Source organism: Pseudomonas sp. NFPP02, from assembly GCF_900119355.1.
GTDB classification, from domain to species: Bacteria; Pseudomonadota; Gammaproteobacteria; order Pseudomonadales; family Pseudomonadaceae; genus Aquipseudomonas; species Aquipseudomonas paracarnis.
Window position 1 is genome coordinate 400,412 of record NZ_FPJI01000002.1, and the last position, 26,000, is coordinate 426,411.

20 protein-coding genes and 1 riboswitch are annotated in these 26,000 nt (G+C 60.7%); of the genes, 14 read left to right on the forward strand and 6 right to left on the reverse strand.

The window, feature by feature from the left end; all coding sequences use genetic code 11:
* Positions 1–156: 156 nt before the first annotated feature.
* Positions 157–1,962 carry a lipid A export permease/ATP-binding protein MsbA gene (gene msbA, locus BT204_RS05195; protein WP_054918872.1) on the forward strand — a complete coding sequence of 602 codons (1,806 nt, stop codon included), beginning with the start codon at positions 157–159 and terminating at the stop codon, positions 1,960–1,962.
* 229 nt (positions 1,963–2,191) lie between these two features.
* A complete protein-coding gene (hldE, locus tag BT204_RS05200; protein ID WP_034125865.1) occupies positions 2,192–3,616 on the forward strand; it encodes a bifunctional D-glycero-beta-D-manno-heptose-7-phosphate kinase/D-glycero-beta-D-manno-heptose 1-phosphate adenylyltransferase HldE in 1,425 nt (474 codons plus the stop codon).
* 27 nt (positions 3,617–3,643) lie between these two features.
* Here the strand turns inward: hldE and BT204_RS05205 are convergent, their stop codons facing one another.
* The 4 genes from BT204_RS05205 to BT204_RS05220 are packed head-to-tail and all read right to left on the reverse strand — an operon-like array spanning position 3,644 to position 7,020.
* Entirely contained in the window at positions 3,644–4,603 is a 960-nt protein-coding gene (locus BT204_RS05205; RefSeq protein WP_003188010.1) for a hypothetical protein, read from the reverse strand.
* 41 nt (positions 4,604–4,644) lie between these two features.
* Positions 4,645–5,457, reverse strand: coding sequence for an aldo/keto reductase (locus BT204_RS05210; RefSeq protein ID WP_034125629.1), 813 nt, complete (start codon positions 5,455–5,457; stop codon positions 4,645–4,647).
* Positions 5,454–6,629 carry an NAD(P)/FAD-dependent oxidoreductase gene (locus tag BT204_RS05215; protein WP_072445872.1) on the reverse strand — a complete coding sequence of 392 codons (1,176 nt, stop codon included), beginning with the start codon at positions 6,627–6,629 and terminating at the stop codon, positions 5,454–5,456. The genes BT204_RS05210 and BT204_RS05215 overlap by 4 nt, the downstream gene beginning before the upstream one ends.
* A 55-nt stretch (positions 6,630–6,684) precedes the next feature.
* Positions 6,685–7,020: a DMT family transporter gene (locus tag BT204_RS05220; protein ID WP_003188013.1), complete on the reverse strand. Its 336-nt coding sequence runs from the start codon at positions 7,018–7,020 to the stop codon at positions 6,685–6,687.
* A gap of 103 nt (positions 7,021–7,123) precedes the next feature.
* On the opposite strand from BT204_RS05220, the gene BT204_RS05225 reads away from it, so the two are divergent.
* Entirely contained in the window at positions 7,124–8,014 is an 891-nt protein-coding gene (locus tag BT204_RS05225; protein WP_072445874.1) for a LysR family transcriptional regulator, read from the forward strand.
* Between the two features lie 23 nt (positions 8,015–8,037).
* The gene (gene waaA, locus BT204_RS05230) at positions 8,038–9,315 is read left to right on the forward strand and encodes a lipid IV(A) 3-deoxy-D-manno-octulosonic acid transferase (RefSeq protein ID WP_072445876.1); all 1,278 of its coding nucleotides are present in this window, start codon (positions 8,038–8,040) and stop codon (positions 9,313–9,315) included.
* A 118-nt stretch (positions 9,316–9,433) separates the two neighbouring features.
* Here waaA and BT204_RS05240 read toward each other — a convergent pair whose 3' ends face one another.
* A complete protein-coding gene (locus tag BT204_RS05240) occupies positions 9,434–10,873 on the reverse strand; it encodes a TolC family outer membrane protein (protein ID WP_032893875.1) in 1,440 nt (479 codons plus the stop codon).
* Between the two features lie 196 nt (positions 10,874–11,069).
* Positions 11,070–11,175: riboswitch (TPP riboswitch) on the forward strand.
* Between the two features lie 149 nt (positions 11,176–11,324).
* Between BT204_RS05240 and thiC the strand changes: the two genes are divergently transcribed.
* Positions 11,325–13,214 (forward strand): phosphomethylpyrimidine synthase ThiC, encoded by a 1,890-nt coding sequence (gene thiC / locus BT204_RS05245; RefSeq protein ID WP_034125634.1) that lies wholly within the window; start codon positions 11,325–11,327, stop codon positions 13,212–13,214.
* A 168-nt stretch (positions 13,215–13,382) separates the two neighbouring features.
* Here the strand turns inward: thiC and BT204_RS05250 are convergent, their stop codons facing one another.
* Positions 13,383–14,129 (reverse strand): RsiV family protein, encoded by a 747-nt coding sequence (locus BT204_RS05250; RefSeq protein WP_014716648.1) that lies wholly within the window; start codon positions 14,127–14,129, stop codon positions 13,383–13,385.
* A gap of 193 nt (positions 14,130–14,322) precedes the next feature.
* Here BT204_RS05250 and BT204_RS05255 point away from each other — a divergent pair, with 193 nt between their 5' ends.
* From BT204_RS05255 to BT204_RS05295, 9 genes are all read left to right on the forward strand, one after another.
* Positions 14,323–14,940 carry an NUDIX domain-containing protein gene (locus BT204_RS05255; RefSeq protein ID WP_034125636.1) on the forward strand — a complete coding sequence of 206 codons (618 nt, stop codon included), beginning with the start codon at positions 14,323–14,325 and terminating at the stop codon, positions 14,938–14,940.
* A complete protein-coding gene (locus tag BT204_RS05260; RefSeq protein WP_072445878.1) occupies positions 14,931–15,380 on the forward strand; it encodes a DUF1249 domain-containing protein in 450 nt (149 codons plus the stop codon). The genes BT204_RS05255 and BT204_RS05260 overlap by 10 nt, the downstream gene beginning before the upstream one ends.
* Before the next feature lie 97 nt (positions 15,381–15,477).
* Entirely contained in the window at positions 15,478–16,290 is an 813-nt protein-coding gene (cpdA, locus tag BT204_RS05265) for a 3',5'-cyclic-AMP phosphodiesterase (RefSeq protein WP_034125637.1), read from the forward strand.
* A gap of 178 nt (positions 16,291–16,468) precedes the next feature.
* Positions 16,469–17,077, forward strand: a complete 609-nt coding sequence (locus BT204_RS05270; protein ID WP_014716651.1) for a YqiA/YcfP family alpha/beta fold hydrolase — start codon at positions 16,469–16,471, stop codon at positions 17,075–17,077.
* Positions 17,078–17,123: 46 nt separating this feature from the next.
* The gene (parE, locus tag BT204_RS05275) at positions 17,124–19,028 is read left to right on the forward strand and encodes a DNA topoisomerase IV subunit B (RefSeq protein ID WP_003188026.1); all 1,905 of its coding nucleotides are present in this window, start codon (positions 17,124–17,126) and stop codon (positions 19,026–19,028) included.
* Positions 19,028–20,023, forward strand: a complete 996-nt coding sequence (locus BT204_RS05280) for an esterase-like activity of phytase family protein (protein WP_072445880.1) — start codon at positions 19,028–19,030, stop codon at positions 20,021–20,023. The genes parE and BT204_RS05280 overlap by 1 nt, the downstream gene beginning before the upstream one ends.
* A gap of 70 nt (positions 20,024–20,093) precedes the next feature.
* A complete protein-coding gene (gene parC, locus BT204_RS05285) occupies positions 20,094–22,358 on the forward strand; it encodes a DNA topoisomerase IV subunit A (RefSeq protein ID WP_020301636.1) in 2,265 nt (754 codons plus the stop codon).
* Positions 22,359–22,531: 173 nt separating this feature from the next.
* Positions 22,532–23,245 (forward strand): PqiC family protein, encoded by a 714-nt coding sequence (locus tag BT204_RS05290; protein WP_032873461.1) that lies wholly within the window; start codon positions 22,532–22,534, stop codon positions 23,243–23,245.
* 163 nt (positions 23,246–23,408) lie between these two features.
* Positions 23,409–25,979 carry an Ig-like domain-containing protein gene (locus tag BT204_RS05295; protein WP_072445882.1) on the forward strand — a complete coding sequence of 857 codons (2,571 nt, stop codon included), beginning with the start codon at positions 23,409–23,411 and terminating at the stop codon, positions 25,977–25,979.
* Positions 25,980–26,000 lie beyond the last annotated feature (21 nt).

A 26,000-nucleotide genomic window follows, 5' to 3' on the forward strand; every position in this document is an offset into this window, starting at 1 on the left:
AGTAAAGCCATTCCAGAAATAGAAAGCCGACCATCTTAAGCTAGTGGCTAAGTAATGTCGCCGGTAGGATCCAACCGGGCCGCGGCTTACGCCGGGTGCAAGTACAACAGAGAAGCTGTGCTAAAGTCAGCCTCCTTTTTCAAAACGCCGCGTGATATGACCGACTCCAGTCCGAGCGCAAGCCCTTCGAGCTTGAAAATATACTTCCGCCTGCTCAGTTACGTTAAGCCCTATATGGGCTTGTTCGCGTTGAGTATCCTTGGATTTCTGATTTTCGCGTCGACCCAACCGATGCTGGGTTACATCCTCAAGTACTTTGTCGACGGTCTCTCCAATCCGGAAGCTGTGCTATTCCCGACCGTGCCCTTTTTGCGCGACCTGCAATTGCTGCAGGCAGTGCCGCTGCTGATCATCCTGATCGCGGCCTGGCAGGGCCTTGGCTCGTTCCTGGGCAACTACCTGTTGGCCAAGGTCTCCCTGGGTCTGGTCCACGACTTGCGGGTGCAACTGTTCAACAACCTGCTGACGCTGCCCAACCGCTACTTCGATAATCACAACTCCGGGCATCTGATTTCCCGCATCACCTTCAACGTGACCATGGTCACGGGGGCCGCGACCGATGCTATCAAGGTGGTGATCCGCGAAGGCATGACGGTGATCTTCCTGTTCGCCTCCTTGCTGTACATGAACTGGCGCCTCACGTTGGTAATGATCGCGATCCTGCCGTTGATTGCCGTGATGGTCAGTACCGCCAGCAAGAAATTCCGTAAGCAGAGCAAGAAGATCCAGGTGGCCATGGGCGACGTGACCCATGTGGCCTCGGAGACCATCCAGGGCTACCGCGTGGTGCGCAGCTTCGGCGGTGAAATCTACGAACAGAAGCGCTTTTTCAAGGCCAGCCAGAGCAACACCAACAAGCAACTGCGCATGACCCGCACCGGGGCGATCTACACCCCGGCGCTGCAATTGGTGATCTACTCCGCCATGGCCGTGCTGATGTTCCTGGTGCTGTACCTGCGTGGCGACGCCTCGGCGGGTGACATGGTGGCCTACATCACTCTGGCGGGCTTGTTGCCCAAGCCGATCCGCCAGCTCTCGGAGGTCAGCTCGACTATTCAGAAAGGTGTGGCGGGCGCCGAAAGTATCTTCGAACAGCTGGACGAAGACGTGGAGGTCGACCACGGCACTCTCGAACGCGACAAGGTCAGCGGTCGCCTGGAAGTTCGTCACCTGAACTTCACCTACCCTGGCACCGATCGCCATGTGCTCAAGGACATCAGCTTCACCGCCGAGCCTGGGCAGATGATTGCGCTGGTGGGGCGCTCGGGCAGTGGCAAGTCGACCCTGGCCAGCCTGATCCCGCGCTTTTACCATCATGAAAGCGGTGAAATCCTGCTCGATGGCATCGAGATTGAAGACTACAAGTTGCTCAACCTGCGCAAACACATTGCCCAGGTCACCCAGCATGTGACCCTGTTCAGCGACACTGTGACCAACAACATCGCCTACGGCGACCTGGCCGGTGCACCTCGTGCCGATGTGGAAGCGGCGGCAGCGGATGCCAATGCGAAGGACTTCATCGATCAGTTGCCCAAGGGCTTCGATACCCAGGTGGGTGAGAACGGTGTGCTGTTGTCCGGCGGCCAGCGCCAGCGCTTGGCGATTGCCCGTGCATTGCTCAAGAACGCGCCGTTGCTGATCCTCGACGAGGCCACCTCGGCCCTCGATACCGAGTCCGAGCGGCATATCCAGGCGGCACTCGATAAGGTCATGCAAGGCCGCACGACCCTGGTGATCGCGCACCGTTTGTCCACCATCGAGAAGGCTGACCTGATCCTGGTGATGGACGACGGGCGGATTGTCGAGCGTGGTACCCATGGCGAGTTGTTGGCGCAGAACGGTTACTACGCCCGCCTGCATGCCATGGGTCTGGATGCACCGGTGCAGGCTGATATCACCTGATCCAACCGGCATCACGGTGTAAAGGAAATGTAGGAGCGAGCTCGCTCGCGAAAAACCTCAACGATAAACCGCGCTTCCTGAATAAACGCGGCGTCTGTGAGTTTTTCGCGAGCAAGCTCGCTCCTACAGAGAGCAAATCCCCTCCCACATTTGCCCTGCGGTGGTCGCAAGCCATCGCAAACCCTGTGCTAATATCGCGCCCCTGTTCATTTTGTATGTGGGTTGCTCCATGAAGTTGTCCATGCCGCGATTCAATCAAGCCGCTGTCTTGGTGGTCGGCGATGTCATGCTCGACCGTTACTGGCATGGTGGTACCTCACGGATTTCCCCTGAGGCTCCGGTACCGGTCGTCAAGGTCGAGCAAATCGAAGACCGCCCAGGTGGCGCTGCCAACGTCGCGCTCAATATTGCCGCCCTCGGCGCCCCGGCCTCCCTGGTGGGGGTGACCGGCGACGACGAAGCGGCCGAAAGTCTGGCCAACAGCCTGCAGGGTGCCGGCGTGCATGCGTTGTTCCAGCGCATCGCTCATCAGCCGACGATCGTCAAGCTGCGGGTCATGAGCCGTCACCAGCAGTTGCTGCGTATCGATTTCGAAGAACCCTTCGCCACCGACGCCCTGGCCCTCGGCGACCAGGTCGACGCGCTGCTCGACGGTATCAAGGTGCTGGTGTTGTCCGACTACGGCAAAGGCGCCTTGCAGAATCACCAGGTGTTGATCCAGGCCGCCAAGGCTCGCAACATTCCGGTGTTGGCCGATCCCAAGGGCAAGGACTTCTCGGTTTACCGAGGCGCCAGCCTGCTCACGCCCAACCTCAGTGAGTTCGAAACCATCGTCGGCGGTTGCGCTGATGAGCACGAACTGGTGAGCAAGGGCGCGGCGCTGATGGCCGATCTCGACTTGGGCGCCTTGCTGGTGACCCGTGGCGAGCACGGTATGACCCTGTTGCGTCCGGGTCACCCGGCGATGCACCTGCCGGCGCGTGCCCGTGAAGTGTTTGACGTTACGGGCGCCGGTGACACGGTAATCTCTACTCTGGCTGCGTCTATCGCGGCTGGCGAGGAACTGCCCCACGCCGTGGCCTTGGCTAACCTGGCCGCGGGCATTGTGGTGGGCAAGCTGGGTACTGCAGCCATCAGCGCACCTGAGTTGCGCCGTGCGATCCAGCGTTCCGAAGGCTCGGAGCGCGGTGTGCTGGGCCTGGAGCAGTTGCTGCTGGCAATTGACGATGCTCGAGCTCACAACGAAAGCATTGTGTTCACCAACGGCTGCTTTGACATCCTGCACGCCGGGCATGTGACGTACCTGGAGCAGGCAAGCGCCCAAGGCGATCGCTTGATCGTTGCGGTCAACGATGACGCTTCGGTCAGCCGCTTGAAAGGTCCTGGCCGCCCGATCAACAGTGTTGACCGGCGCATGGCGGTACTCGCGGGCCTGGGCGCGGTGGACTGGGTGATCAGCTTCTCCGAAGGCACCCCGGAAAACCTGTTGGCCCAGGTCAAGCCCGACGTGCTGGTCAAGGGTGGTGACTACACTGTCGATCAGGTAGTCGGTGCGGACATCGTCAGCGCCTACGGCGGCACGGTCAAAGTGCTGGGGTTGGTTGAAAACAGCTCCACCACTGCGATTGTCGAGAAGATCCGCAACAACGAGTGATACCCCGTGGGGCGAGCCTGCTCGCCCCTAGCTTTTCTTCGGCACGATCTTGCGCAGCATCTGCCGTGCCTTGCCGGTCAAGCGCTTGAGCTTGGAGTCTTTTTCCGGTTCTGCCAGGCCCTGCTGCCTGAGCCAATCCTTCCAGCGAATCCGCTCATCGCGCACCAGCCATCCCTCTTGCTGGGCAAAACTTTCCGCCAGATAGAGGCCGCGCGTGCTGGCCGGGTACAGTTGGTCTTTCTTGACCGTGTACAACTCTGCCAGTGGCTCGCCATCTTTGAGCGGCATCAAGTACAGGTCCGGGCGCTGACGGTCCAGGCGCGCCACCAGTTGGTCACCCTCCAAACGCTCATCCACATGAAACAAGCTGAGGGACTTGGCTTCCTTCGGCACTTCCAGGCGCAGGTCATAAATCAATTGCAGCGAGGCGGTCGGCAGGTGCACATAGGCCCGTGGGCGCTCGATCAGTTGCATGGTGGCGCAGCGTACCGGGCGTGCGGCGCCGGACAAGGGGCTGAGCCGAAACGGTAGGGCCTCGCGGTAATGCAGGGCGGCGGAGTAGGGCGCCGGCAGCCAGGTGTCGTTGAAGCGCCCGCCGAGCCAGCCTTCTGGGGTTTCGAGCAGACACTCTTCGGCAATTTCCTGGATGGCGGTGTGCAGCGGCAGGTTCAGTTCATGGGCCGGGACGTAGCCGGAGATCAGCTTGAGCACCACATCGCCACGGTCCTGGCGGCGTTGGCGCACCAGCACCCAGTAGTCCTTGTTTTGCCAGTGCAGGGTCAGGCGTACCGAGACGCCGAGGTTCGCCAGTTCCAGGGCGAAGCGTTCGGCATCTGGTACCTCGACCGGCTTGCGCCGTTGCAGGGTCTGGGCGAAGTTGAGCGGCATGCCGACGCTCTGGTAGCTCAGGCCTTCGGGGGTGGCTTCGACGTGCAGCGGCAGTGTCTTGAAGTTGCTGGGGTTCTTTCTTATGAGCGTACGCGGCATGTCGGCTCCTTCTTGCGACGGGGTCGGCCGCGTGGGCGGCATCAGAGTTGACGAATGACCCGGGCAGCAGTTGCTACGTTATGGGCCAGGTGCAGCGGATTAATGGTCCCGACAATAGCACTGGCGACGCCCGTTTGCGCGAACAACAAGGTGAAACTGGCCTGAATTGGATCCATTCCCGGTTCCAGGCATACGTGGCCGCTGGCCAGCGCCTTTTTCACCAGGATGCCCTTGCCGTGGGCGGCCGCATAGTCGATCACGGCCTTCTCAGCCTGTTCGTTGAGGTTGTAGGTGACCATCGCACAGTCGCCCTGCTCCAGCGCTTTCACCCCGCCTTCGACGGTTTTGCCGGAGAAGCCGAAACCGCGGATCTTGCCGTCTTTCTTCAGCTGCGCCAGGGTCTGGTAAACCTCGCAATCATTGAGGATATGCAAGTCGTTGCCGTCGGAGTGCACCAGCACCAGGTCGATAAAATCCGTTTCAAGTCGTTTCAGGCTGCGTTCAATCGACATTCGCGTATGGGCCGCGCTGAAATCGTGGTGGGACACGCCATTGGCAAACTCTTCGCCAACCTTGCTGACGATTACCCAGTCCTTGCGCTGGTCACGCAGCAGCGGCCCCAGGCGCTCTTCGCTCATGCCGTAGGCCGGCGCGGTGTCGATCAGGTTGATGCCCAGCTCGCGGGCCTGGCGCAACAACATGCGGGCGTCGTCGTCGCCAGGGATCTGAAAGCCGTTGGGATATTTCACCCCTTGGTCGCGGCCCAACTTGACGGTGCCCAGGCCCAGGGGCGACACCAGCAGGCCGGTGCTGCCCAGGGGGCGATGCAGGTCGTGCAGGGTTGGCAGGCTCATGGCAACAGTTGCTCCCAGGCGGGTTGGCCGATTGCCGGGGTTGGCAGTTCGGGCAGAGGGGCGCTGGCGCTGGGGCGTATGCCGTCGCGCTCCAGGGCGTGGAGTACGCGGTCGGCGAAGTCCGGCGCCAGGGCCAGTTTGGTGGGCCAGCCCACCAGCAGACGGCCGTCTTCGGCAAGGAACGCGTTATCGGGACGGCTCAGCCCCGATTGCAGCGGCTCGGCGCGATCCACCCGCAGGGTGGCCCACTGAGTCTGGCTCATGTCGATCCAGGGCAGCAGTTGCGCCAGCTCTTTTTGCGCGGTGGCGATCTGTTCTTCAGGCGTACGCCCCACACCGTCAGCCTCGGCGATATCACCGCCCATGTACCAAACCCAATTGCCATCCGCGGCCGGGTGGGTGGTCACGGTGAGACGCGGCTTGGTGCCGCCGCCCAGGCAGTGGGCGTACAGCGGCTTGAGGCCTGGGCCTTTGGCGATGATCATGTGCAGCGGGCGTTTTTGCATGGCCGGCTGGCTATGGCCCAAGGCGGCGAGCAAGTCTGCCGTGCCGCCGCCAGCGCTCAGGACTATGCGCTGGGCGCGGATTTCACGGCCATCGACCTTCAAGCCCACCAGGGTGCCACCCTCTAGCAACGGTTCGATGTGCTGACCAGCAAGCAGACCGTCACCGGCCAATTGCGCCAGGCGGTTGATCAGGCTGGGCACGTCCACCACCAGCTCGGCCAAGCGATAGACCTTGCCTTTGAAGCGACGGTCCTGCAGCGCCAGGGGCAGTTCGTCGCCCTTGACCTGATCGACGCGGCCACGCACGGCCTTGCTGGCAAAAAAGCTGGTGAGGTTGCCGGCAATCGTCCCGGGCGACCACAAGTAATGCGCCTGGGACAGCACGCGCACACCGGACAGGTCCAGCTCGCCGCTGCCGGCCAGGGCTTCACGCCAGCGGCGCGGCATATCGGCAATGGCTTCGGAGGCGCCGGTGAGGGCGCCATGCAGGGCGTATTTCGCACCGCCGTGAATGATCCCCTGGGACTTCAGGCTTTGCCCGCCGCCCAGGGTGGCGCTTTCCACCAGTACCGTGGAAAACCCCTGGCCGCGCAGGCGCGCATTGAGCCAGAGGCCGGCAACCCCGGCGCCGACAATCAGAACGTCGGTGGAAATAACGGATGGCATCGGCGACCTCAGTGTTCAAGACAAGAGGCGCAGTATACAGGCTGTTGAGTGGCGGTCAGTGCCCGGCGGTTTTCGAGAACAGCTGAATCACCACCACGCCCAGCACAATCAGGCCCATCCCCAGCATCGCCGGTACATCCAGCTTCTGCCCATAGATGAACAACGCCGCGATGCTGACCATCACGATGCCCATCCCGGCCCATACCGCGTACGCCACGCCGACCGGCACGGTGCGCACCACCAGGGTCAGCATCCAGAACGCCACGCCGTAACCGACGATCACCAGCAGCAACGGAATAGGGGTGCTCCAGCCTTTGATGGCTTTCATGGAAACGGTGGCGATCACTTCCGAGCAGATGGCGATGGCCAAGTAGTAGTAGGCGGCATTCATGGGGCAATCCTCGACGTGATGCGCATTTGATAAGGTCGGCATTCTAGAGGTTCGCCAGATGGGGTAAAGTCATTACCTATCTGGAATTGAGATGGGTTGAGCCATGAGCGTGCACTGGGATCTGGAGCAGATGCGGCTGTTTGTCAGCGTCGCCGAGCAGCGTTCGTTTTCTGCCGTGGCCCGTGGGCAGCGCAAGGCGCAATCGGCGGTCAGCAATGGCATTGCCCTGCTGGAGGCGGACTTGGGCGTTGTCCTGTTCGAACGTAGCAGCGGCCGGCAACCGCGCCTGACCGAGGCCGGCAGTGTATTGTTGGAGGAAGCGCGTGAGGTGCTGCGCCAGTGTGAGCGCCTCACGGGCCGGGCGTTGTCGTTGACCCGCGGCGAGGAGGCCGGCCTGCGCCTGGCCCAGGATGAGGCGATGTTGTTCCAGCCTGTGCTCGACAGCCTGGAGGCGCTGGCGGTGCACTACCCGCTGCTGGAGGTGCAGTTGTCCAGCGCGGCTCAGGGCGATGTGGCGCGCAAGCTGGTGGAGCGCAAGGCGGACCTGGGGCTGTTGTTCTATCACGACCAGATTCCTGAAGCCCTGGAGCGAAGGGTGGTGGGCAGTGTGGAAATGGTCACGGTGTGTGGAGTCAATCACCCGTTGGCCAAGGAGCAGTACGTGACGTGCCAACACCTGGCCCAGTTTCGGCAGTTGCTGATGTCGACCCAGACCAGCGTCTACCCCGGCAGCGAGGCGGCCAGCCCCCTGGTGTGGCGCGCCGACAGCTTCTACGTATTGGCCGAATGGCTGATGAGTGGCCTGGGCTGGGCCTGGCTGCCTCGGCATATCGTGCAATACCCGACCTACCAGCAACAGATGGTCGAATTGGCCAGCGAATGGACCCCGCCCGCCCTGGTGGTGGAACTGGTGTGGCGCCGCGACGAGCACCTGGGGCCCGCCGCTCGCTTCTTGGCCAAACGTTTTGCCGAGTGCTTGCAGGCGATCGACTGAAAAAGCCGATAAACTCCGCCGCCATGAATAGAACTCTCTACAGCTGTCTGTTTTACCTGGCGCTGCCGTTGGTGGCTTTACGCTTGTGGTTGCGTGCGCGCAAAGCGCCGGCCTATGCCAAGCGGGTGGGCGAGCGGTTTTCCTATGGGTTGCCGGTGATGCGGCCCGGCGGGATCTGGGTGCACGCGGTGTCGGTCGGCGAAAGCATTGCCGCCGCCCCGATGATTCGCGGCTTATTGGAGCGTTATCCACAGCTGCCGATGACTGTCACCTGCATGACACCCACAGGTTCCGAGCGTATCCAGGCGCTATTTGCCAACGAACCGCGCATCCAGCACTGCTATTTGCCGTACGACTTGCCCTGCGCCGCCAAGCGTTTTCTCGACCGCGTGCAGCCTACGCTGGCGGTGATCATGGAAACCGAGCTGTGGCCCAACCATATCCATGCCTGCGCCCAGCGCGGTATCCCGGTGGCGCTGGCCAATGCGCGGCTGTCGGCGCGTTCGGCCAAGGGGTATGCGCGATTTGCCAAGCTGACGGCGCCGATGCTGGCAGAAATGAGCTTGTTCGCGGTACAGACCGAGACAGAGGCCGAACGTTTTCGCGGCCTGGGCGCACGGCCTGAAACCGTGGAAGTGACCGGCTCGATCAAGTTCGACCTGAGCATCGACTCTCAGTTGACGGCCCGCGCCGCCGCCCTGCGTGAACAATGGGGCGCCAGCGAGCGTCCGGTCTGGATCGCCGCCAGTACCCACGAAGGTGAAGACGACGTGGTGCTGGCAGCTCATCGCCAGTTGCTGGCGAACTATCCCAATGCACTGCTGATTCTGGTGCCCCGTCATCAGGAGCGCTTTGGCCCGACGTTTGAGCGCTGCGTGCAGCAAGGGTTTGCCACCGTGCGTCGCTCCAGCGGTGAGCCGGTCACCGAGCAAACCGCGGTGCTGCTTGGCGACACCATGGGCGAATTGCTGTTTCTTTACGCCCTGGCCGACAGCGCATTTGTCGGTGGCAGCCTGGTGCCGACCGGCGGGCACAACCCGCTGGAACCGGCGGCGCTGGGTAAACCGCTGATCATGGGCCCGCATGTCTTCAACTTCCTTGACATCACCGCGATGATGCGCGACGCCGGGGCTTTGCGAGAGGTGGACGATGCCGATGGGCTGGCCGAAGCGGTGCGACAGTTGTTTGAGTTGCCCCAGGACGCACGCAAGATGGCGCAGGCTGGGCTCAAGGTGATGCAGGCCAACCAGGGCGCGTTAAAGCGTTTACTGGATGGCTTGGACAAACTGATCAAACACTGACCACACCAACCCAATGTGGGAGCTGGCTTGCCTGCGATAGCATCACCTCGGTGTACCAGATATACCGAGGTGTCTGCATCGCAGGCAAGCCAGCTCCCACATGGGTTCGGCGGTGCGCTTAATAGCCGGGGCGGGCCTTGAGCTGTTCGGCAGCGGCTTTGGCCAGGTCCGGCGGCAGGAAGTCTTTGTCCGGGTTGTAGTCGGCCTTGAGGTAGCGCGCCAGATCCTGCAAATCCCCTGGGTTGAGCGTGCCTGCCGCCTGCTTCAAGCGCAGGTTATCGAGGATGTAGTCGTAGCGGCTGTTGTTGTAGTTGCGCACCGACGCGTACAACTGGCGCTGTGAATCCAGTACGTCGACGATGTTGCGCGTGCCCACCTGATAGCCGATTTCCGTGGCTTCCACCGCGCTCTGGTTGGAGATGATCGACTGACGGCGTGCCTGTACCTGCTCCACATCGGTGTTGACTGCACGGTGCAGGTTACGGGTGTTTTCCACTACCTGGCGGCGTAGGCCTTCGCGCTGTTGCTCGGTCTGGTCGAGGCGCGAATAGGATTCGCGCACTTGCGAACTGGTGAGGCCGCCGCTGTAGATCGGGATGTTCAAGCGCAGGCCGACGGTGCGTTGCGACACATCGCCACCGTACGGGATGGGCAACTGATTCGGGTTGCTGAAGCCCAGGGCGTCGTTGTCGCCTTTTTCGTATTGCGCAACCGCATCGAGCGTCGGCAAGTGGCCGGCCTTGCGCTGCCGGAGGGTCTCTTCGGCGGCGGTTACCGCGTAATTGCTGGCGAGCAGGTTAAGGTTCTGGCGCCCGGCAGTTTCGACCCAGGCCTTGGCGTCGTTCGGTGCCGGCGGCAGCACCGGCAGCGTGTGGACGATACCCTGAATCGAGTTGTATTGGCGGTTGGTCAGGGTGATCAGCGCTTCGAAAGCGTCGTCCACCTGACGCTGGGCCAGGATGCGGTTGGCCCGGGCAGTGTCGTAGCTGGCCTGGGATTGCAGCACATCGGTCTTGTCCGACAGGCCCACATCGAAGCGTTCGTTGGACTGGTCGAGCTGGCGCTTGAAGGCATTTTCTTCGGCCTTGGTCGACGCCAGGTTGTCCTGGGCGCGCAGCACGGCGAAGTAGCTCTCGGCACTTTGCAAAATCAGGTTCTGCTCGGAGGCCGACAGTTGCAGCGAGGCTTGCTCGTTAACGGCTTGGGCGGCTTGCAGCTGGAACCAGCGGTCGGCACGGAACAGCGGCTGGCTCAGGGTGGCCCGCCAGGAGTGGGCGTCACGGTTGGCCGTGGCGGCCGGTTGGTCGATCTGGGTACGTACGTTATTGCTGTCGGCGCCGGCCGACAGATTCGGCAGCAAACCTGCGCGGGCCTGGGGCACTACTTCTTTTTGCGCGCCGTACTGCGCACGGGCAGCGGCCAGGTCGGCGTTGTTGTTCGCCGCTTCCTGATAGACGCTGACCAGGTCGGTATTGGCGGACAAGGGCGCTTCAGCTGCCCAGACCAGTCCGTTGGTCGCACAAGACACGGCAACAGCCAGTGAGAGTTTGCGCAGCATGAGGCGATCCCTAGTAAGAATATTACGGTGATAATTCAGTGCCCAAGGCTAAGGCTGGCCATGCCTGGCGTCAAGCCTTGAGGCCGTGCCCGAGTGTAGTGGCCGTACCGTCACACAACAATCCCACGATCACGCCATTCATCACGCTGAATGCACCGCTATTGGCAATTTGCCCACGCCATGGTCTAGACTGGCCGCGTTCTTGTCGGGGTGCCTTGTTGGAAGGCTGAGATCGGTAAATACCGGATCCCGTTGAACCTGATCAGGTTAGCGCCTGCGTAGGGAACAAGATTTCTCGTCACCCGGCGAGTCCTCTTGTGCTTCGTCCGGGATGTTGTTCGACAATCGAACAGCCCTCGTGCGCCAAGCACAGCACTGGTTCCAGTGCGTCCGTCCGTCACAGGTTCGCTCCGACAAAAATCCACCGCCTGGATAAGTTGGAGAGCCTGTGATGAGTACAAAACTAAAAAATACCGTGCACCTGAGTGAATCGGCCAAGGTCGACTCCGGCTCCGTGCAGCCATTTACCCGCTCGCAAAAAATCTACGTGCAGGGCTCCCGCCCGGATATTCGCGTGCCGATGCGTGAAATCAGCCTGGATGTGACCCCCACTGAGTTTGGTGGCGAAATCAACGCCCCTGTAGTGGTCTACGATACCTCCGGCCCCTATACCGACCCCAATGTCATCATCGACGTGCGCAAAGGCTTGGCCGATGTGCGCTCGCCGTGGATCGAAGAGCGTGGTGACACCGAGCGGCTGGCCTGCTTGAGTTCACGCTACGGCCAGGAACGTCTGGATAACCCCGACCTGGCCTACCTGCGCTTTGCCCACCTGCAAAACCCGCGTCGGGCCAAGGCCGGCGCCAACGTCAGCCAGATGCACTACGCGCGCAAAGGCATCATCACGCCAGAAATGGAATACGTGGCCATCCGCGAAAACATGAAGCTTGAGGAAGCCCGCGCCAGCGGCCTGCTCAAGCAACAACATGCCGGGCACAGCTTCGGCGCCAGTATTCCGAAAATCATCACTCCCGAGTTCGTGCGCGAAGAAATCGCCCGCGGCCGCGCAATCATCCCGGCCAACATCAACCACACTGAGCTGGAGCCGATGATTATCGGCCGTAACTTCCTGGTGAAGATCAACGGCAACATCGGCAACAGCGCCTTGGGTTCGTCCATTGAAGAAGAAGTGGCGAAGATGACCTGGGGCATTCGCTGGGGCTCGGACAACATCATGGACCTGTCCACCGGCAAACATATCCATGAAACCCGCGAGTGGATCATCCGTAACTCGCCCGTGCCGATCGGCACCGTGCCTATCTACCAGGCCCTGGAAAAAGTCGACGGTGTTGCCGAAGACCTGACCTGGGAGCTGTTCCGCGACACCCTGATCGAACAGGCTGAGCAAGGCGTGGACTACTTCACCATTCACGCCGGCGTATTGCTGCGCTACGTGCCGCTGACCGCCAATCGCGTCACCGGCATTGTCAGCCGTGGCGGCGCGATCATGGCCAAGTGGTGCTTGGCCCATCACAAGGAAAACTTCGCCTACACGCACTTCGAAGAGATCTGCGAAATCATGAAGGCCTATGACGTCAGCTTCTCCCTGGGGGATGGCCTGCGCCCGGGGTCGGTGGCCGATGCCAACGACGCTGCGCAATTCGGTGAACTGGAGACTCTGGGCGAGCTGACCAAGATCGCCTGGAAGCACGACGTACAAACCATGATCGAAGGCCCCGGCCATGTGCCGATGCAACTGATCAAAGAGAACATGGACAAGCAGCTGGAGTGCTGCGACGAGGCGCCGTTCTACACCCTCGGCCCGCTGACCACTGATATTGCGCCGGGCTACGACCACATCACCTCGGGTATCGGTGCGGCGATGATCGGCTGGTTCGGTTGCGCCATGCTCTGCTACGTCACGCCCAAGGAGCACTTGGGGCTGCCGAACAAGGATGACGTGAAGACCGGGATCATCACCTACAAGATTGCGGCCCACGCGGCCGACCTTGCCAAAGGCCACCCTGGCGCGCAGATTCGCGATAACGCCCTGAGCAAGGCGCGCTTCGAATTCCGCTGGGAAGACCAGTTCAACCTCGGCCTGGACCCGGACACCGCACGGGCATTCCACGACGAGACGTTGCCCAAGGAATCGGCCAAGGTCGCGCATTTCTGCTCCATGTGTGGGCCTAAATTCTGCTCGATGAAGGTCACCCATGAGGTGCGTGAGTACGCGGCCAACCAGCGCATCGATGCGGTGGATGTGGACGTGGCCAAGGGCTTGGCCGAGCAGGCTGAGCGTTTCAAACAGGAAGGTAGCCAGCTCTACAAGAAGGTCTGATCCCTAGGCGGCGGTGCCTGCACCGCCGTCATCGCGGGCAAGCCCGGCTCCCACAGTTGGCCTAAGTGGACACAGATTTTGTGTTCACAGCCGGTCCCCTGTGGGAGTCGGGCTTGCCCGCGATAGCGATCTGACAAACACCCAATCTCTCCCTGCAATAACAACCGATCAGCGGCGTGCCGGCATCAGCTCAGGCTTGATCACGCCGGTGAGGCGCGTATAGGGCAGGGTGATTTCGATCAGCCCCTGTGCGTAAGGGGCGATGGTACTGACGTTGTACTTGAGCACCACGCCGCCGCTGGTCAGGGCCACGTTCGGGGTTTTCTGGAACGGCCAGCTCTTCACGAACTCCGGATCGCGATCCATCTTGGTGCTGATCAACCAGCTGTTGTGGGCAACTTTAGCGGTATTCCAGAAGGCCTGCTCCTGGCCGGGCAACAGCATGTCGGCCAGGGTCAGTTCCTTATGCAGAATCCGTGAATAGTTGATAAACCCGCGGCCTGGCTCGCCGTGGGCGACGCCGGTGTCCAGGTAACTGGACACTTCAACGATCACCAGTCCGTCATGCTGGTCACGTACCTTGGCTTGCAAGTACATGCCATGGCGGTCCGGCGACTCACGCAGGAAGGTGTTCCGGTAGGCGTTCAGGCTCGCCGGGACGCTGGCGCCAGGCGTGGTGCGGGTCATTTGCAGCAAACGCTGTTCCACCAGGCTGTCGAGTTGTGGCTCGGTGGGGAAATGCACGGTGTCGATGTTCACCAGCGGGCAGGCCGGGCTGTCACAGCCGGGCTTGATCTGCTCGGATTTGTCGGTGGTAACGTCCAGCGGCTTGAGATAGGCCGGTTGGAACAGGCTCTGGCAAGCACCCAGGGTCAAGGCAATACAGGCCACGGAGGCGATTTTTAAAAGCGACATGTGTGTCCTTCGTAAATCGATGGAAAGCGAAAAGAGTAGCGCTTGGACTGCCAACGTGGCCGCCAGTTCGCCACTAAACTGATTGCAGTGAGTTTGACGCTCGCCGCCTCTCCCGGCAACCGCAAAGGGGCTGCATCAACGGGCGTCGGCGCGTTAGGATGGCGCCCATTGCACGAGCTTAACGAGGGACACCATGACGGACATCGCGAAGTCGACGCCGAACAAGATCGAGATTGTTCAGCGTGACAATGCCTATAAAGGCTTCTACAAGCTCGATCGCGTGCAACTGCGCCACGAAAAATTTGACGGCGGCATGAGCCGGGTGATCAACCGCGAGGTGTTCGTGCGTCACGACGCCGTGTGCGTGCTGCCCTACGACCCGCTGCGCGATGAGGTGGTGTTGATCGAACAGTTCCGCGTCGGCGCCATGGGCCGCGCCGACAACCCCTGGCTGGTGGAGATGGTCGCCGGCCTGATTGACAAGGATGAGCAACCCGAGGAGGTTGCACACCGCGAGGCCGAGGAGGAAGCTGGGCTGACATTCTCCGCGCTGTGGCCGATCACCAAGTATTTCCCGTCGCCGGGCGGCAGTACTGAATTTGTCCACCTGTACCTGGGCCGATGCGACAGCTCGGGCGCGGGTGGTGTCCATGGATTGGAAGAAGAAGCAGAAGACATCCGCGTCACCGTCTGGGCATTCGAAGATGCCTTGCAGGCGGTGCGCGATGGCAAGATTTCCAACGCAGCCAGCATTATCGCCCTGCAATGGCTTGCGCTTAATCGCGCGGAAGTGAGGGGGTTATGGCAGTAAAGGCACGGGAACGTTATCGAGTTGACCTGGTCGGGCTGCAAGCGGCCTGCGAGGCCAACTATGCGCGGCTGATGCGCCTGCTCCCCGACATGCGCCACGCCCCCCAGGCGCGGCGCATTGCTGTCACCCATGGCGACCAGATGCTCGGTGTGCTGACCCTGGAAGTCATTCTCACCTGCCCGTACACCACCACCCTGCGGGTGCGCCAGGAACACAGCCTGCCGTGGTTGCCGGTGCCGCAACTGGAAGTACAGGTCTACCACGACGCCCGTATGGCCGAAGTGATCAGCGCCGAGCACGCACGACGCTTTCGCAGCATCTATCCTTACCCGAATGTGTTCATGCACCAGCCCGATGAGAAAGCACAGCTCAATGTGTTCCTCGGCGAATGGCTCAGCCACTGCCTGGCCTTGGGCCATGAGTTTGAAGTGGTGCGGTAGAGGTGAACTGTGCCTGCTTCCTTGGGTTTCCTCTTTGTGTCCTGCCCCAGCATAATCGCGCCAAATGTCCATTCCTGTAGTTGCCAGGGAGAGCGCCTTGCCGAGCGTATCCGCCGTGAATCCTGATGCCGTGTTGCTGGTGCAGTTGTCCGACAGTCACCTGTTCGCCGACGCTGACGCCACGTTGCTGGGCATGAATACCCGTGAAAGCCTGCAGCGGGTGGTCGAGCTGGTGCGTGCGCAACAGCCGGCCATCGACCTGATACTGGCGACCGGCGACTTGTCTCAGGACGGCACGCTGGCGTCCTATCAGCAGTTTCGCGATTTGACCGCTCCCCTTGGCGCCCCGGCGCGCTGGATTCCCGGCAACCACGACGAACCGCAGGTCATGGCCCAGGCTGCCATGCACAGTGATTTGCTCGAACCGGTGGTGGATATCGGCAACTGGCGTATCACCCTGCTGGATTCGGCGGTACCCGGGTCGGTGCCGGGCTACTTGCAAGACGAGCAACTGCAACGGCTGGCGCAGGCCTTGAGCGAAGCGCCGGACCGCCATCACCTGGTGTGTTTCCACCATCATCCGGTGCCCATCGGTTGTGCGTGGATGGAGCCTATCGGCCTGCGCAACCCCGAGGCGCTGTTTGCCGTGCTTGAGCGCTTCCCGCAGACCAAGGCATTGCTTTGGGGCCATGTGCATCAGGAGATCGACGGCGAGCGCAACGGGGTGCGACTGCTGGCTTCGCCGTCCACCTGTATCCAGTTCGCGCCGGGAAGTGAGGATTTCCAGGTCAGCGAGCAGGCGCCGGGTTATCGCTGGTTGCGTTTGCATGGCGACGGACGGTTGGAGACGGGGGTGGAGCGTTTGGTCGGCTTTGCGTTCACCGTCGATTACGGCAGCAACGGCTATTAAGACCTGCAAACACTGATCAAAGGGTGGGAGCTGGCTTGCCTGCGATGGCGGTGTACCTGGCGCTGACTCGTTGACTGAATCGCCGCCATCGCAGGCAAGCCAGCTCCCACATTGGGTCCGCTTCTGCCTGCATTCCCTGTAAACTGCGCCTCTTTGGCCCCAGCACGGAGAGCCCGGCATGTCCGCTTCGATCCTGTATATCCACGGTTTCAACAGTGCGCCGGCTTCCAACAAGGCCAGCCAGTTGACCACTGTGATGGGCACCCTCGGCCTGTCCGACCAGCTACGTGTACCGGCGCTGCATCACCACCCTCGTCAGGCGATTCTTCAATTGGAGCAAGCGATTGCGCAACTGGGCCGGCCACTGCTGGTCGGCAGCTCACTCGGCGGCTACTATGCAACCCATCTTGCAGAACGCCATGGTCTCAAGGCGTTGCTGGTCAACCCGGCGGTCAGTCCCCATCGGATGTTCGACGGTTACCTGGGCACCCAGAAGAACCTCTACACCGATGAGACCTGGGAATTGACACAGGACCACGTCACGGCCCTGGCCGAGCTGGAAGTACCGGCGCCCCAGGATGCCGCGCGTTATCAGGTGTGGTTGCAGACCGGGGACGAAACCCTGGATTATCGCCTGGCCCAACAGTATTACCGGGCCTGCGCCTTGCGCATCCAGGCCGGTGGCGACCATGGCTACCAGGGGTTCGCCCAGCAATTGCCGGCACTGTTGTGTTTTGCCGGCATTGGCGCAGATCAGTTTCAATCCTTCGATTTTTCGTCACTGTAGAAAATCGCAGGTCACTTTTTAATCGAACGACTCACGACGAGACCCCATGGCCACTCCCAGCGCTAGCTCTTATAACGCCGACGCCATCGAAGTCCTCTCGGGCCTCGACCCGGTGCGCAAACGCCCCGGCATGTATACCGACACCAGTCGGCCGAACCACCTTGCCCAGGAAGTCATCGACAACAGCGTCGACGAAGCCTTGGCCGGGCACGCCAAGTCGGTGCAAGTCATCCTTCACGCCGACCATTCCCTGGAAGTGTCCGACGATGGTCGTGGCATGCCGGTGGACATTCACCCCGAAGAGGGTGTGCCGGGCGTCGAGCTGATCCTTACCAAGCTCCATGCCGGCGGCAAGTTCTCCAACAAGAACTACCAGTTCTCCGGCGGTTTGCACGGCGTGGGTATTTCCGTGGTCAACGCGCTGTCGACCCTGGTGCGGGTCAAGGTCAAGCGCGATGGCAACGAGTACCAGATGACTTTCGCCGATGGCTACAAAGCCACCGACCTGGAAGTGATCGGTACCGTTGGCAAGCGCAACACCGGCACCAGCGTGTACTTTGCGCCGGACCCCAAGTATTTCGATTCGCCCAAATTCTCCATCAGCCGCCTCAAGCACGTGCTCAAGGCCAAGGCCGTGCTGTGCCCGGGGCTGCTGGTCAGCTTTGAAGACAAAGGCACCGGCGAGAAGGTCGAGTGGCACTACGAAGACGGCCTGCGTTCCTACCTGGAAGACTCGGTCAGCGACTTCGAACGCCTGCCCAACGAGCCGTTCTGCGGCAGCCTTTCGGGTAATAAAGAAGCGGTGGACTGGGCGCTGCTGTGGTTGCCCGAAGGTGGCGACAGCGTGCAGGAAAGCTACGTCAACCTGATCCCCACGGCCCAGGGCGGCACCCACGTCAACGGTTTGCGCCAAGGCTTGCTGGATGCCATGCGTGAATTCTGCGAATACCGCAGCCTGTTGCCGCGTGGCGTCAAGCTGGCGCCGGAAGACGTGTGGGAGCGCATCGCGTTCGTGCTGTCGATGAAGATGCAGGAACCGCAATTTTCCGGCCAGACCAAGGAGCGCCTGTCGTCCCGCGAGGCAGCGGCGTTTGTCTCTGGCGTGGTCAAGGACGCCTTCAGCCTGTGGCTCAACGAGCATCCCGAGCTGGGCCTGGCCCTGGCGGAGCTGGCGATCAACAACGCCGGCCGGCGCTTGAAGGCCAGCAAAAAGGTCGAGCGCAAGCGCATCACCCAGGGCCCGGCACTGCCGGGCAAACTGGCCGATTGCGCCGGGCAAGACCCGATGCGTTCCGAGCTGTTCCTGGTCGAAGGTGACTCCGCCGGCGGTTCCGCCAAGCAAGCGCGGGACAAGGAGTTCCAGGCGATCCTGCCACTGCGCGGCAAGATCCTCAACACCTGGGAAGTCGACGGCAGCGAAGTGCTGGCCAGCCAGGAAGTGCACAACATCGCCGTGGCCATCGGGGTCGACCCGGGTGCAGCGGACATGAGCCAGCTGCGCTATGGCAAGATCTGTATCCTCGCCGACGCCGACTCCGACGGCCTGCACATCGCTACCTTGCTGTGCGCGTTGTTTGTGCAGCACTTCCGCCCATTAGTGGATGCCGGTCACGTCTACGTCGCCATGCCGCCGCTGTACCGCATCGACCTGGGCAAGGAAATTTTCTACGCTCTGGACGAAGCCGAGCGCGATGGCATCCTCGACCGCCTGGTGGCCGAGAAGAAACGCGGCAAGCCACAGGTCACGCGATTCAAGGGCCTGGGTGAGATGAACCCGCCGCAACTGCGCGAAACCACCATGGACCCGAACACCCGGCGCCTGGTGCAGTTGACCCTGGAAGACTTCGCCGCCACCTCGGAAATGATGGACATGCTGCTGGCGAAGAAACGCGCTGGCGACCGCAAGACCTGGCTTGAATCCAAAGGCAACCTGGCCGAGGTTCTGGGCTGATGCGCACAGGCTTCGCCCTGGCGATCCTGATGTTGAGCGGGCTGGCGGTCACCCAGGTGGCCGCAGCCAGCGTGGCAGAGCTCAAGCTGGTCTCGGAACACCCGGTTGACGGCATGCGCGGCGGGAACCTGTCGGGCCTGGCGTTGTGTGGCAACGAGCTGTGGACGGTTTCGGACCGCGATGACGACCAGATCTACCGCCTGGACACCCGTGCGCCGACGTGGAGCGCGCAAGCGCTGAAGATCGACGTGCCGCCCGTGCCCGAGTCCGGCCTGCCTTGGGGCTTGCGTTCGCGCACCAAGGCCGCTTCGTTCATACGTGGTGGTGACCTGGACTTTGAAGGCATCAGCTGTGATGCCGCAGGCAACCGTTACATTGTCAGCGAAGCCCATGCCGCGGTGTTGCAGGTGCCCGCGACGGGCGCGCCGGAGTGGTTGAAAATCGCGCCGGGCATGGTGCGTGAAGCCAGGGCTAGTGGCATGTTGCTGCACTTTAATGCCTTGTTCGAAGGCCTGGCGGTAAACCCTGAAGGCAATCAGATCTGGCTGGCTGCCGAGCGTGAACGCCGTGGCCTGGTCTCGATCAAGCGTGGGCAGAGCGTATGGGATTGCGATGGTCGTTGTGTATTGTTGAGCGAGGCCGGCCAGGAAGTGCAGCCGGCGCAGTTCCCCAACGCCAAGGCCGTGTCCAAGGACTTTGCCGACTTGTCGCTGTTCAACGGCAAGCTGTTTACCCTGGAGCGTAATGCGTTTCAGATCTGCCGGCGCGACCCGCTCACGGCCAAGGTTGAGCTGTGCTGGTCGTTTGCCGACGAAACCCTGACGCCACAGCGACGTTACCCACAGTCGTATGGCCTGGCTGAGGCCCTGTTGGTGGATGCCGACGGTGCCTGGGTCGGGATCGATAACAATTTCGGCCCGCGTGACGATGGTGAAAAACGTCCGATGGTCTATCGTTTTGCCGCTCCGGATGGCGGCTGGAGTGCCCAGCCATGAGTCGAGATTTTTTTGAATTGAATCAGCGCAGCGGCAGTTCCGCTGCGCCTTACCCCATGATGAGGCCCGCATGAGTGACATCCTCGCAGACAGCTTAGATGGCGTAGAACGCCGGTCGCTGGCTGAATTCACCGAAAATGCCTACCTCAATTACTCCATGTACGTGATCATGGACCGTGCCTTGCCGCATATCGGCGACGGCCTGAAGCCCGTGCAACGGCGCATCATCTACGCCATGAGTGAGTTGGGCCTGGACGCCGATTCCAAGCACAAGAAGTCGGCGCGTACCGTCGGTGACGTGCTCGGTAAGTTCCACCCCCACGGCGATTCGGCGTGCTATGAAGCGATGGTGCTGATGGCCCAGCCGTTCAGCTACCGCTATACCCTGGTGGACGGCCAGGGTAACTGGGGGGCACCGGATGACCCCAAATCCTTCGCCGCCATGCGTTACACCGAGGCGCGGTTGTCGCGTTATTCCGAAGTGCTGCTCAGCGAGCTGGGCCAGGGCACTGCCGACTGGGGGCCGAACTTTGACGGCACCCTTGACGAACCCCTGGTGTTGCCGGCGCGTTTGCCGAATATCCTGCTCAATGGCACCACCGGTATCGCGGTCGGCATGGCCACCGACGTGCCGCCGCACAACCTGCGCGAAGTCGCCACCGCCTGCGTGCGCTTGCTCGATGAGCCCAAGGCTACGGTCGAGCAGCTCTGCGAGCATATCCAGGGCCCGGATTACCCGACCGAAGCAGAGATCATCACGCCGCGCGCCGACCTGCTGAAGATGTACGAAACGGGCAAGGGCTCGGTGCGTATGCGTGCCGTGTACCACATTGAGGACGGCGACATTATTGTGACGGCGCTTCCGCACCAGGTATCGGGTGCCAAGGTGCTGGAGCAGATCGCCGCGTTGATGCAGGCCAAGCCGTCGAAATTACCGCAAGTGGCCGACCTGCGTGACGAGTCCGACCATGAGAACCCGTGCCGTATCGTGATCATCCCGACCAACAGCCGGGTGGATCATGAAGTGTTGATGCAGCATTTGTTTGCCAGCACCGACCTGGAGTCCAGCTATCGGGTCAACGTCAATATCATCGGCCTGGACGGCAAGCCGCAGTTGAAGAACCTGCGCAATCTGCTGGTGGAATGGCTGGAGTTCCGTGTACAAACCGTGCGCCGCCGCCTGCAATTCCGCCTCGACAAGGTTGAGCGCCGCTTGCATCTGTTGGACGGTTTGCTGATCGCCTACCTCAACCTGGATGAAGTGATCCATATCATCCGTACCGCCGAGCATCCGAAGGCCGAGCTGATCGCGCGTTTCGAGCTGAGCGAAATCCAGGCGGACTACATCCTCGACACCCGCTTGCGCCAGTTGGCACGCCTGGAAGAAATGAAGCTGCGCGACGAGCAGGATGCACTGCTCAAGGAGCAAGCCAAGCTGCAAGCCCTGCTGGGCAGCGAAGCCAAGCTCAAGAAACTGGTGCGTAGCGAACTGATCAAAGACGCCGAAACCTATGGCGATGACCGTCGCTCGCCTATCGTCGAGCGCGCTGAAGCCAAGGCCCTGACCGAAACCGAACTGTTGCCCAACGAGAAAATTACCGTCGTTCTGTCGGAAAAGGGTTGGGTTCGCTCCGCCAAAGGGCATGATATTGACGCCACCGGCCTTTCGTACAAAGCCGGTGATGGCTTCAAGACCGCTGCCGCCGGGCGTTCCAATCAGTTTGCGGTGTTTATCGACTCGACCGGGCGCAGTTATTCGGTGCCGGCCCATACCCTGCCGTCTGCACGGGGGCAGGGCGAGCCGTTGACCGGGCGCCTCACGCCGCCGCCGGGGGCGAATTTCGAGTGCGTGCTGTTGCCGGACGATGATTCGCTGTATGTCATCGCCTCCGACGCCGGTTACGGTTTCGTGGTCAAGGGTGAAGACCTGCAGGCCAAGAACAAGGCGGGCAAGGCGCTGTTGAGCCTGCCGAACAATGCCAAGGTGATCCTGCCAAGGCCGGTGGAGGATCGTGAAAGCAACTGGCTGGCGTCGGTGACCACCGAAGGGCGCTTGCTGGTGTTCAAGATCAGCGACTTGCCGCAGTTGGGCAAGGGTAAAGGCAACAAGATCATCGGGATACCCGGTGACCGGGTGGCCAGTCGCGAGGAGTATGTGACTGACATCGCCGTGGTCCCGGAAGGCTCTACCCTGGTGCTCCAGGCCGGCAAGCGCACGTTGTCATTGCGCCCTGACGACCTTGAACACTACAAGGGTGAGCGTGGCCGGCGAGGTAACAAACTGCCACGAGGCTTCCAGCGAGTGGATGCCTTGCTGGTCGAAACGCCGGTTTAAGCGGTACTAGAGGCCTCGATCTACGATTTAACGCGTAGATCGATGCTTTCGCGCTGGAGTCATGGCGCATATTCACGGATGATATGGCCTTTCCAGCGCCGGCGTGGCCGAGCGTGTTCAGGTTATTTTTAGTATTACATTGTGGTTCGCCTTGTGGCAGCCACTTGGATGGGATGATGACTGCTCCACGCCTTCCTCTATTTTTGATGCTCGCTGGCCTTTTGGGGTTGGCGGGTTGCAGCACACATCAACCGGTGTCGCTGTACCAGCTGGACAGCGGAAGTCCGGCTCAGCCAGCCCAAACCGCTGGCATGGCAGTATTGCTGGGGCCGGTAGTCGTTGCCGATTACCTGCAACGCGAAACCCTGCTTCAACGTCAGAACGACGGCAGCCTGCAAGGTTCCACAGATGGTCGTTGGGCCGGTAGCCTGTCGTCGGATATCAACCAGTTGATGTTGCGTCAGGTCGCCGGCCAGTTAGACAGCCAGCGAGTAGTCCTGGCGCCGGGACCCTCCGGGTTCACCCCGGATGTACAGGTGTTGCTGACCATTACGCGGCTGGATTCCGGCAAGTCGCAACCGGCGATCCTGGATGCACAGTGGCGCCTGATCGACCGTCGCGGGCAGGTGCGGGACAACCGCATTGTGCACCTGCAGGAAGAACACGCCGGCACCACTGCGTCCCAGGTCCAGGCCCAGGGTGTGCTGTTGCAGCACTTGGCACAGCAGTTGTCGGTGGCGCTCAAACCACTGGCCAACCAGCCGCCGATTGCCGAAGCGCAGCCGCGTAAACAGGCCCCCGCCCAGGCCAAGCCTGCGGCCCCGGAAAAGCCGAAGATGCCGATGGCCACGCCGATTCGTACGGATCTGGAAGTGTTCAGGTTCTGATCTGAAATTTATTTTTGAAAAAGCCCGCCAAGCCCGCGGGCTTTTTCATGCCTGCTGTAAAACGCCAGCGCCTAATTCTGCGTACCTGTTAATTCTGACAGTATCCAGCTGCGCATAAGGTCTCTAGTGTGATTTCAGTCCTATCTCTTAAGGTACTGAACTCATGAAAAAAATATCGATCTTCCTCGCTTGGTTTTTTTGTAGTGCATTAAGTGTTGCTCTCATGGGCTGTAGCCATGAAGTTAATCGTGAATTTGGCGGCCTTGAAAATGATGAACTTCCGCCCGCCGAAGGTGAACTGTCAAGCTTGAGTCAGATAATCCGCCCTGTGACGGGCACCAAGAGGATGCTGGTCACGGTAACCCATTGGCAGGGAGAGCGAGTGTTGGACAGGGATCAGGTGGAGTTGCATACGCTGTCTACTGATCCTAATTCATTACGCTCTTATATTCTGGCTGCGTCCGGTGGAAAGCTGAAGTTGGAGGGGCGGGTAGTGGAGGCGACGTCTGGACCGAAGCCTGAGGGATGCTCTATGTCCACGTCTATCGCGGAGGGTCGCAAGACTGCCGAAAAGAATGGCCTTAATCCCGATGATTTCGACTATGAAATTAACATCGTTAATTGTGGCGGTGGCGCCTTGGCCTTTACCCCCGGTAGGCATGTTGGAGTGTTTGGCAAGGCAGGCTCACCGCATGTTTACAAGCACGAGCTTGGTCATAATTTAGGCTTTCGTCATGGGGGAAGCCTCATAGGCTGCCCCCGCAATGGCGCGTCTGTGAGTGCGCCTGTTGATTGCACTTACGTTGAGTATGGAGACACTGGTGACTCAGTGTCAGGTGGTGGCACGCTTTATCCTGCGGTCAGCCGCCGCTATGTCGGCTGGCTGGATGATGGCCAGGCGACGACTATCACGCGCACCGGCCTTTACAGTTTGAAGGTGTTGGGACGCGAAGGCCCGCAGCTGTACCTGATCAAGATCCCTGAAACCCATTCGCCCGGTGGGGCCTACTACCCGTTGTTGTCGCTCGAATACAGGAAACCTACGGTCTTTGATAACTTTCCGGAGAATGACAACCGGGTCAATGGCGTGTGGATGCGTTATGCGAGGGAGCAAGGCGTGCAGAATGTGCAGATTGATGCCACGCCAGAGACGCCAAGAACCAACGATCCTACCTTACTTACGGGGCAGACATTTGAGGACTCTTCCGGCAAGGTTAAAGTGCTTGTGTGCAGCGCCGGGCCGGACGAGGCGATAGTCGCGGTCGCGCTTGATGGGGCGGGTTTTCCTTACTGTACAACCACGGTCCCCGCTCCCGTCATTGCGGTCCCTCTCGAGGGGGCCAGCACCGGTAAACAGCCAGTATTTGCCGGCACTGCCTGGCCTGGCGCACGTATTGAAATAGTAAATGCTTCCAAGCCCGAGGAAGTCGTGGGCACAGCCATTGCTGATGGCAACGGCAACTGGTCGGTGTACTCGCTGTCAGTGCATGATGTTGGCAGTTATTCTTATACTGCCCGACAAACTTTTGGGGGAAGAACCTCGGTGTTATCTGGCAATCGCAGCTTCAAGGTGGCTGAACTGAGCGTGCCTGCGGCAATAATCGAGACCCCCGCCCAAAATGTCGAAGTTGGCCGCCTGCCGCAAGTGTCAGGTACCGGTGTTCCTGGTGCTACTGTGGTGTTGCTTAAATCCAACGATCCTTACAATCCGCTGGCCACTACTAGGGTCGATGGCTATGGCCGCTGGTCAGTGCGCATAGAGCGCCCTCTACCGATAAGTCCACCCGCCTTTACCATGACCGGCTATCAAACCCTTGATGGAAAACGTTCGGGTTGGCTGGCGAACAGGACACTCAAGGTTGTTGATGTACCTGACCCGGCGATTATCCAAACGCCGGCCCAAAGCGTCAGAACGGGCCGCCGGCCTTTTGTGACAGGTACGGGTGTAGCAGGTGCTACTGTTGTGTTGATGCAGTCGTACAAACCTGAAAATATTTTAGCCACTACTACCGTCGATGGTTATGGGCGATGGGCCACGCAGGTTGATAATCCGCTGCCGATAAGCCCACCAGCTTTTACCATGACTGGATATCAGTCGATTGAGGGGAAAAGATCCGGTTGGTTGGCCAATAGAACTATCCAGGTTGTCGATGCTCCCGATCTGGCGATTATCGAAACCCCTGCACAAGGTGTGAAAACAGGACGTCGGCCAGTTGTGTCAGGTAGTGGTATTGCGGGCGCGACCGTCGTGTTGCTCAAATCGGGTGACCCGTATAACGCCTTGGCGACCACCACTGTCGATGGCTATGGACGCTGGTCGGTGCAGGTTGATCAGCCTCTGCCGGTCACAAACTCCTTTGTCATGACGGGCTATCAGCAGCTTGACGGTAAAATCGCCCGCTGGTTGGCGAATAGGACCTTCCAGGTAGTGCAGGTTCCCGATGCTCCGGTTATCGAAACCCCTGCCGAAAACCAGACCGTTGGCCGCCAGCCTCTTGTAAAAGGCACTGGCGTTGTGGGGGCCGTGGTTGAGTTGAATCAGGAGAACAGGCCCGGAATTCCACTTGGGTACGCGGTTGTCGATGGTTTTGGACAATGGTCTGTCCAGATAGAAAGGCCGCTACCCGTCGGGTCCAACTTTAAAATGAGTGGGTATCAGCTTTTGGACCAGGTCAGGTCAGGCTGGATTCCACGCCGAACCATTAATGTCGTGGATAGCAAGAAAATCAAATAGTACTCGAAAGCCCGCAGGTGT

Bases quoted from the DNA above. Each gene is read 5' to 3' on its own strand.
- thiC (WP_034125634.1), top strand. From the start codon at position 11,325: ATGAGTACAAAACTAAAAAATACCGTGCACCTGAGTGAATCGGCCAAG.
- BT204_RS05210 (WP_034125629.1), bottom strand. From the start codon at position 5,457: ATGAGCCTGCCAACCCTGCACGACCTGCATCGCCCCCTGGGCAGCACC.
- BT204_RS05280 (WP_072445880.1), top strand. From the start codon at position 19,028: ATGCGCACAGGCTTCGCCCTGGCGATCCTGATGTTGAGCGGGCTGGCG.
- BT204_RS05250 (WP_014716648.1), bottom strand. From the start codon at position 14,129: ATGTCGCTTTTAAAAATCGCCTCCGTGGCCTGTATTGCCTTGACCCTG.
- BT204_RS05290 (WP_032873461.1), top strand. From the start codon at position 22,532: ATGATGACTGCTCCACGCCTTCCTCTATTTTTGATGCTCGCTGGCCTT.
- BT204_RS05270 (WP_014716651.1), top strand. From the start codon at position 16,469: ATGTCCGCTTCGATCCTGTATATCCACGGTTTCAACAGTGCGCCGGCT.
- BT204_RS05295 (WP_072445882.1), top strand. From the start codon at position 23,409: ATGAAAAAAATATCGATCTTCCTCGCTTGGTTTTTTTGTAGTGCATTA.
- parE (WP_003188026.1), top strand. From the start codon at position 17,124: ATGGCCACTCCCAGCGCTAGCTCTTATAACGCCGACGCCATCGAAGTC.
- BT204_RS05225 (WP_072445874.1), top strand. From the start codon at position 7,124: ATGAGCGTGCACTGGGATCTGGAGCAGATGCGGCTGTTTGTCAGCGTC.
- BT204_RS05220 (WP_003188013.1), bottom strand. From the start codon at position 7,020: ATGAATGCCGCCTACTACTACTTGGCCATCGCCATCTGCTCGGAAGTG.
- parC (WP_020301636.1), top strand. From the start codon at position 20,094: ATGAGTGACATCCTCGCAGACAGCTTAGATGGCGTAGAACGCCGGTCG.
- BT204_RS05215 (WP_072445872.1), bottom strand. From the start codon at position 6,629: ATGCCATCCGTTATTTCCACCGACGTTCTGATTGTCGGCGCCGGGGTT.
- waaA (WP_072445876.1), top strand. From the start codon at position 8,038: ATGAATAGAACTCTCTACAGCTGTCTGTTTTACCTGGCGCTGCCGTTG.
- BT204_RS05240 (WP_032893875.1), bottom strand. From the start codon at position 10,873: ATGCTGCGCAAACTCTCACTGGCTGTTGCCGTGTCTTGTGCGACCAAC.
- BT204_RS05205 (WP_003188010.1), bottom strand. From the start codon at position 4,603: ATGCCGCGTACGCTCATAAGAAAGAACCCCAGCAACTTCAAGACACTG.
- hldE (WP_034125865.1), top strand. From the start codon at position 2,192: ATGAAGTTGTCCATGCCGCGATTCAATCAAGCCGCTGTCTTGGTGGTC.
- msbA (WP_054918872.1), top strand. From the start codon at position 157: ATGACCGACTCCAGTCCGAGCGCAAGCCCTTCGAGCTTGAAAATATAC.
- BT204_RS05260 (WP_072445878.1), top strand. From the start codon at position 14,931: ATGGCAGTAAAGGCACGGGAACGTTATCGAGTTGACCTGGTCGGGCTG.
- BT204_RS05255 (WP_034125636.1), top strand. From the start codon at position 14,323: ATGACGGACATCGCGAAGTCGACGCCGAACAAGATCGAGATTGTTCAG.